The 7,657-nt window shown below is 43.7% G+C and carries 7 protein-coding genes; all 7 read right to left on the reverse strand.

Annotation, left to right across the window (positions count from 1 at the left end):
* Positions 1-156, reverse strand: a 156-nt coding sequence (locus tag ACEW80_RS25090; protein ID WP_373529203.1) for a transposase family protein, incomplete at its 3' end; no start/stop codon positions are given.
* 393 nt (positions 157-549) lie between these two features.
* A complete protein-coding gene (locus tag ACEW80_RS25095) occupies positions 550-786 on the reverse strand; it encodes an AAA family ATPase (RefSeq protein WP_373529197.1) in 237 nt (78 codons plus the stop codon).
* Between the two features lie 257 nt (positions 787-1,043).
* Positions 1,044-3,836: a preprotein translocase subunit SecA gene (secA, locus tag ACEW80_RS25100; RefSeq protein WP_373529198.1), complete on the reverse strand. Its 2,793-nt coding sequence runs from the start codon at positions 3,834-3,836 to the stop codon at positions 1,044-1,046.
* Between the two features lie 314 nt (positions 3,837-4,150).
* Positions 4,151-4,696, reverse strand: coding sequence for a cytochrome C (locus ACEW80_RS25105; protein WP_373529199.1), 546 nt, complete (start codon positions 4,694-4,696; stop codon positions 4,151-4,153).
* A gap of 458 nt (positions 4,697-5,154) precedes the next feature.
* Complete coding sequence (locus ACEW80_RS25110; RefSeq protein ID WP_373529200.1) at positions 5,155-5,520, reverse strand: hypothetical protein; 366 nt, start codon at positions 5,518-5,520, stop codon at positions 5,155-5,157.
* A gap of 59 nt (positions 5,521-5,579) precedes the next feature.
* Positions 5,580-6,488, reverse strand: coding sequence for an AAA family ATPase (locus tag ACEW80_RS25115; RefSeq protein ID WP_373529201.1), 909 nt, complete (start codon positions 6,486-6,488; stop codon positions 5,580-5,582).
* A 344-nt stretch (positions 6,489-6,832) separates the two neighbouring features.
* Positions 6,833-7,657: bifunctional riboflavin kinase/FAD synthetase (locus tag ACEW80_RS25120; protein ID WP_373529202.1), on the reverse strand; the 825-nt coding region annotated here is incomplete at its 5' end.

Consider the following 7,657-nt stretch of genomic DNA (forward strand, 5'->3'; position numbering starts at 1 on the left):
ACGAACTTTCCGCTTTTTTACTTGTTCAATTAAACTGCATGGAAGCAATTCTCGCAAGTTAGGCAACCAATAATTAAATGTGTCATTCGCTGTCGATTCACTCACTCCAAACTGGATACCAAGAAGTTGAAATGTCGTCATGTGTCTGAGATACACCAAGCGCAAAGTCTGTGCGTCCGGGTCTCCCGGCGCAGAACTTTGTAAGAAGGTTAAGATTATTTGTTTGGCAACAGATGGTTTTGGTTTTCGACCTCCAGCACCAGCAATAATTCTAACTTTTTTTGATTCTAAAGTCGCTTGTTTTTCGTGATGTAATCGTTACGCATTTTCGATTAACTGTTGTAACTGTTCATACTCCAGACCAATTAAACGCTGTGTTTGTTTAGGATTATCTTCAATGTGGTTCAGTATATCGCTCATGTTTCTGTGTCAACAAAGCTCTCTGATGTTCTTTTACCACAGAATGTTACTATTTTGGAGATGTCTCTTGTACTAAAACAGCGTTGATTAGTAATGTTAGCAGGTAAACATAGCAAAGTTGCGATCGCATCAACTAATAAAATTTTGGGAATATGGTTGTGCCTCACTAGCCCAAGACCCTTGCCTTGAATCTACAAGTTCAAGGATATTCATAGGTGAGGCGTTGCTGGCATAAAGTTCTACTGCTTCGAGAAATGTACTTTTACCAGCATTATTCCTGCCGACAATGAGGTTAACATTACCTAATCTTTTAACCTCAAGATGATCAAAAAGTCTGAAATTACGTATTTGGAAGGACTCTAGCATATAGGCTCGACCTCATCCTTTTTGATTAGCTTACAAGATACTAGACTATACAACATCCTCAATCAAGAACGCTGATTTTTACGGAACAAACTGAACAATAAATGCTTTTTCTTTGAACAAAAATAAGCGATTCACCCTCTCAGCAACAATACTCAACTGATTCTCCTACGTAACGTATGCACTATTAGCATAAAATAAAGACGCAAAAGCACTCTCTGCGCCTCTGCGTCTCTGCGTGAAATATTCTTTCTAACTCTTTACACCATCTCAGACGAAGCCTGCACCATCTGCTGCGGCTGCGGCTGGAACATAAACAACGAATACACCACATCTCGGCGGATATTCACCATCATATCCAAGAACAATTCGTAACCCTCGCTCTTATACTCAATCAACGGATCTTTTTGCCCATAACCACGTAATCCTACCGATTCGCGCAAGGCATCCATTTGTTGCAAATGTTCCCGCCACAGGGTATCAATGCGTTGCAAGATAAAAAAGCGTTCAGCTTGGCGCATCAATCCGGGTTGAACTTGGTCAATCTGCGCTTCATTGAGGTCGTAAGCAATTCGCACCTGTTCGTGGAGGAAAGCTTTAATCTCACTAACAGACATATCCTCTAATTGATTTGGCTGCAAATCCGCTAGCAGATAGACGAATTCTTTGACTTTCTCAACCAACTTTTCTAACTCCCATTCTTCCGAGGGCAAGTCTATGTTGATGTAGTAGTCAACGATGTCATCCATCGTTTTTTCAGCGTATTTAATCACCTGTTCTTTCAAATCTTGACCTTCTAGTACCCGACGGCGTTCGGCATAAATAGCACGACGTTGATTATTCATCACCTCATCATACTCAAACACCTGCTTCCGAGTGTCGTAGTAATAGGTTTCAACTTTTTTCTGTGCGCCTTCCAAACTGCGGGTGAGCATCCCAGATTCGATGGGCATATCTTCTTCTACTTGGAAAGCATTCATTAACCCAGCAACGCGATCGCCACCAAAAATCCGCAATAAGTTATCCTCTAAACTGAGGAAGAATCTCGTGGTTCCAGGGTCGCCTTGTCTCCCGGCGCGTCCCCGCAACTGGTTATCAATCCGCCGCGATTCATGGCGTTCTGTACCAGTTACGTGCAAACCGCCGATTTCCACTACCTCATTATGTTCGCGGGTAGTAAATTGTTCGTATTCCTGCTTAACGCGATTGTAAGCTTCCCGCAATTTCTGAATCACGGGGTCGTCGATGGGAGCTTTTTCTGCGGCTACAGCTACCTTGTCTTCAGCTTCCAATTCCGGTAAACTGCGATCGCCATACTCACGCACCGCAATTTCCACTGCATCTTTCAGCAGTTTTTCTGTTTCTTTTGTCAATTGCGTGGGGAAAATTTCTGGTGAAGCCCGCCAAGTTTTAACTTTTTTGCCAGGAACAAACCCTTGACCCCCGCCATGTCCTGTAGGTAATCCGGCTGGTCTTTGAACGCCAAAGCTATCTTCGTCTTCTGGCATGACGATGCGGGGCATGAAGTATTCCCGCAGTTTCAGACGTGCCATGTATTCGGAATTTCCACCGAGGATGATATCTGTACCTCTACCAGCCATGTTAGTAGCAATTGTAACAGCACCTTTTCGTCCGGCTTGGGCGACGATTTCCGCCTCACGCTCGACGTTTTCCGGTCGGGCGTTGAGTAATTCGTGGGGAATTTCCAGCTGCTTTAGCAGTCGGCTGAGAAGTTCGGATTTTTCTACACTAGTGGTTCCTACTAATACAGGTCTGCCAAGTTCGTGCATTTCGGCACATTCTTTAGCGATCGCATCCCACTTGCCTTTTTCTGTCTTAAAGACCATATCCGACAAGTCTTCGCGTCTTCTGGTTTGATTGGTAGGAATTACCGCGACTTCCCGTTTGTAAATTTTTTCAAACTCTGGTTCTTCTGTTTTGGCTGTTCCGGTCATTCCACTTAGTTTTGGATACAGCAAAAACATATTTTGATAAGTAATTGTCGCTAGAGTTTGAGTTTCTGGCTGAATTTCTTCGTGTTCTTTGGCTTCAATTGCCTGGTGTAGTCCATCACTCCAACGCCGTCCGGGTAGCACCCGCCCAGTAAATTCATCAACAATTACCACTTCTCCATTACGAACGATGTAATTTACGTCCTTAAGAAAAAGTTCTTTGGCTTTAATCGCATTGAAAACAAAATGTGCCCAAGGATCTTCAGGGTCAAATAAATCTGTGACTCCCAAAAGATTTTCGGATTCAGCAAAGCCTTCATCTGTCAATAGCACGTTACGAGCTTTTTCATCTACATCGTAATGCTCGTCTTTTTTGAGTGTGAATGCAATTTCAGCGGCTTGCAAATACTTTTCTGTAGGTCTTTCTACCTGCCCGGAAATAATTAGTGGTGTCCGCGCTTCATCAATTAAAATCGAGTCTACCTCGTCAATTACGCAATAATTGAACGGGCGTTGCACTACATCTGCCATTGATGTCGCCATGTTGTCCCGCAGGTAGTCGAAGCCGATCTCACTGTTGGTAACATAAGTGATATCGTACTCGTAATTTCTCTGGCGTTCGCTGGGAGTCATACTTGCCTGGATTAGCCCCACACTCAACCCCAAAAATCGATGCACCTGTCCCATCCATTCCGCATCCCGACGAGCCAAGTAATCGTTGACGGTGATGACGTGTACACCTTTACCAGTGAGGGCATTTAAATAACTCGGCAAGGTAGCGACTAATGTTTTACCCTCGCCAGTTTTCATTTCGGCAATTTGCCCTATATGCAAAATGATCCCGCCAAGGAGTTGGACATCAAAGTGCCGCAAGCCTAACACTCGCCGTCCTGCTTCCCGGACAACCGCGTAAGCTTCTGGCAATAGGTCATCCAGAGTTTCCCCTTTGGCAAGCCGTTGTTTAAATTCGGCGGTTTTACCTTTTAACTGCTCATCGGAAAGAACTTTAATTTCTTCCTCTAAAAGGTTAATTTCAGTAACAGAAGGTTGGTATTTTTTAAGCTTACGAGCGTTGGGGTCGCCCAACAAAAGTTTTAGCATGGCAGATTATAGAACTGAATCAAGGGGATGGGATTAAAGGGTCGGCATTGATTATAAACATTTAACCCAACCGTCTTAGTCGTGGATGGGTGTGAAATGAGAATTACCTCAAAAACCGGAGAAAAACTAGTCTATTAGTTTTCTAAACGATTGGTTTTAACTCTTATCTTATATTTAGTCTTTCTTCATACTATCATTATGCTCCCAGATGGGGACAGAGAAGAGGGAGAGGGGGAATAGAGTTAGGAGTTATGAATTTTTCAACTCCTCACTCCTGTAGAGACGCGATTAATCGCGTCTCTACTTCTAACTCCTCACTTCCACTCTGCTGTCAGACGGCGGAAATTGTAGTCATTAGCACTGGGATGACAGCTGATACAGCTGCCAATCTGGACGGGACGTGGTAACTTGACTCCTGGATGCAAAGCTTTGAAATAACGTGAGTTATTAAGGCGATAGGGTGTTTCTTCGTCATCTAGCTGGACACGCGAAAAAGTCGAAAGGTATTTCCACACCAAGATGCGTGGCGGATCGACTAAAGGCTTGAGTTGTGCGCCGTAGTGCTGCGAGTCTTGCAGAAGATTTTTCCAAGTTTGGGTGGGTAAAATGGCTGGTGGTAAACCGATGTGGCACGTCGAGCAGTTTTCTAAATACAGTTCTTGCCCTAGTTGGTATTGTGCAGGCACTACGTCAACAGTGCCAATTTCGGCAGTGGGAGTAGCACTTTGGGCATTAGTTGCCAAGGCTAGAAGCCAACCCATAGCTAAACTCCACGTTACAATTACTAAAAGTAAACCGAAGAATTGGCGTTTGAATTGGCGATCGCCATCGCGGGTTTTGCGCTTAACAAAAATTGACATTCCTCACATTCCCAAATATTTAAAAGTGGCGCTTGTGCTAATCATAGAACTTACGCAGTATTGGCAGTGTTTCAGATTTTGCATAAGTATTTTCGGTGAGCAACGCATCTTTCACATCCCCAACAGTAATATAAATGTCTATTCAGCGCACTAGTGACCATCCAAATAAAAATATCCTGGCAGCTTTTCTTTTTCTAATAAATAAATTGATGGTAGTTCAGATAAGTTGATATTTTCTAATAACATCGGACGACACTAACAGGAAAATGTATAATAAATTTATAATTAATTGAAATGAGCGAGAGTTTTTTTCTCTACTCAGGAATTGCGTAGGCAAAGCCCGTCGTAGACATCGCACTCTCTCAAATTATCTCAGGTTGGGTGCGATCGCACGAACGAATCTCCATAAAGCAACGGCAGTTATAATCTGCGGCTTAAGTTGCTCATAACTGCCTTCCTTACACAACTGCACAAAAAGCTGTCAACAGTTCTACGATTTTTGCCTTGAGTAGTGCAATTGCCTCTTCTAAAGTTTCACTTGGTTCCGTATCTAGCAAGTGGGCATCACCGAAATCAGCACTTGACCAAAGATAGCTGTGTTGCCCTATAGTTAAACATCCTTGCCATTTATCTTCATAAGTATCGAGGGTGATAAAAAAACTTCGCGGCATTAGCACTTCAGGGTTCTGAACAAACTCTCCCCACATAGAAAAGCCGAAATACTCCTCATTTTTTTCATTATTGTATTCCCAGTTAATCAAGTTGGGAAAAGCAGCTTTAGCTTGGTCTAAAACTTGTTGGATTTCAGGTTCTGTTAGCAGCATTTTCAAAAGAAAGCAATTAGGTCAAAACTTAGAATCAACTGTTGTCTACCTTTTTTACCTTAAGGAATAGAAACCGATCGCAATAATCGCTCAACAACAGTTCTAGCATTTCGTCCTCCTCTAGGAATCAGGCGATGGCAAAGAACGTGAGGGACGAGAAATTTCACATCATCGGGGATAGCATAATCACGCCCTAATAGAAAAGCTAGCGATTTGGTAGCCCGTTGTAATGCTAATGTGCCACGCGGGCTAACGCCAAGGGCGATTTCCTCATCTTGCCGTGTTGCCCGAACCAATTCGAGGATGTACTGTTGCAAGGAAGTTGCCACTTTTACTTGAGAGCAGAGGTAACGCAATTCCTGTACTTCTGCCAAGGTAATACAAGGCTGCAAATCAGCAACCTTTACACCATTTTGGAGATTTTGCAGCATTTGGAGTTCTTCTGCCTCAGAAGGATAGCCCAAACTCAGCGACAACATAAACCGATCCATTTGGGCTTCCGGCAGAGGAAAAGTACCTTGATACTCGATAGGGTTTTGGGTGGCAATCACAAAGAAGGGCTGGGGAACTGCACGAGAGACACCATCGACTGTTACCTGATGTTCTTCCATTACTTCTAGCAAAGCTGACTGCGTGCGGGGTGTGGCGCGGTTGATTTCGTCAGCTAGTAACACATTGGCAAAGACTGGCCCAGGAAGAAAAGTAAATTCGCCGCTTTTTGGGTTCCAAATGTTGGTGCCAGTGATGTCAGTTGGCAGTAAATCGGGAGTACATTGTAGCCGTTGAAACTTCCCATCGACTGAACGAGCTAAGGATTTAGCGAGCAGGGTTTTACCAACACCAGGAACATCTTCTAGGAGGGCATGACCATTACCTAGCAGGGCGACTAGCACTAAGCGTATTGCCTCAGCTTTGCCAACGATGGTAAGAGCCAGATTTTGTGTTAGAGCGTCAATTTTTTCTCTCATGCGGTGCGGGGAATGGGGAGTGGGGAGTGGAGAATGGGAACTAAATTTTTCCCAATGCCCAATTTTCCTAAATACATTGTTCCCACTCAGAACTCCTAAACTCCTAACTCAGAGAAAACTAATGAACATTAAAGGCTGTATAGTTCTCATTCTAAGACTTTCAGGCAATTCAACTCTCTCATTTCATCTCAACCCACCCGAAAATTTAGGCTCAACTCCAGTAAGCTAGGCGATCGCATTCTATCTTTAACCGCAAATATACTGGCTCACGAGGACGTAATTGATCTGCGATCGCATTATGCTTAGTTAATATAAGAGAATCTAGCTAACTCCTAACTTTGCGCTTACGCTCCACCACTCAAAACTTCTTTAGCAACAAGGCAGTCAAGTTGAATTTGTGTTTTCAGGGCTTCTAGAGAAGGAAATTTTTGTTCAGGGCGCAAAAATTTAACTAGCTGCACAGCCAATTTTTTGCCATACAAATCACCAGACCAATCGAATAAATGTACTTCCGCAGATGAATAAGTACCATTTACTGTGGGGCGATTACCGATATTCATTACGCCCAAGCTCTCAGGAGGAGAAATATCTGATGTTTCACTGAGATTGAAAACGCGGACAGCATAGACTCCTTGGCGGGGCAGAAACTTTTCTTTTGGTAATTGCAGGTTAGCAGTGGGAAAGCCAATTGTTCTGCCTAGTTGTTGACCTTGAACGACATCACCAATAAGAGTGTAGGGGCGTCCTAGTAGAAGATTTGCGTTTTTGATATCGCCGTGTTCAAGGCTTTGGCGGATCAATGAAGTGCTAATGCGGGCATCCTGAGTCGGAGTCGTACTGACACAACTGTTTTGGGTGGGCAAATCACCTGTATAAGTTTGCAAGGGTACGATGGTAACGGGGATATTGTGTTTAGCGGCGATTAGTTGCAAATCCTTGGCAGTACCACTGCGCTTTTTGCCAAAACAAAAATCTTCCCCGATACTAATTTGCTGGCATCGCAGTTGTTGCACGAGAATTTTTTCAACAAATTCTTCGGGGGTCAAAGCAGACAATTCTTTGTCAAAGGGTAGTAGCACCAGTTGTTCTACCCCAAGCGATCGCAATTGTTGGACTTTTTCATCTAGTGGCGTTAACAAAGTCCGGGGTTGCCCCGTAAAAAACTCCTG

Source organism: Nostoc sp., from assembly GCF_041747015.1.
GTDB lineage: Bacteria > Cyanobacteriota > Cyanobacteriia > Cyanobacteriales > Nostocaceae > Nostoc.

What these genes read in the sequence shown, in the direction of transcription:
- ACEW80_RS25095 (WP_373529197.1), bottom strand. Translation starts at nt 786, where the DNA reads ATGCTAGAGTCCTTCCAAATACGTAATTTCAGACTTTTTGATCATCTT.
- secA (WP_373529198.1), bottom strand. Translation starts at nt 3,836, where the DNA reads ATGCTAAAACTTTTGTTGGGCGACCCCAACGCTCGTAAGCTTAAAAAA.
- ACEW80_RS25105 (WP_373529199.1), bottom strand. Translation starts at nt 4,696, where the DNA reads ATGTCAATTTTTGTTAAGCGCAAAACCCGCGATGGCGATCGCCAATTC.
- ACEW80_RS25110 (WP_373529200.1), bottom strand. Translation starts at nt 5,520, where the DNA reads ATGCTGCTAACAGAACCTGAAATCCAACAAGTTTTAGACCAAGCTAAA.
- ACEW80_RS25115 (WP_373529201.1), bottom strand. Translation starts at nt 6,488, where the DNA reads ATGAGAGAAAAAATTGACGCTCTAACACAAAATCTGGCTCTTACCATC.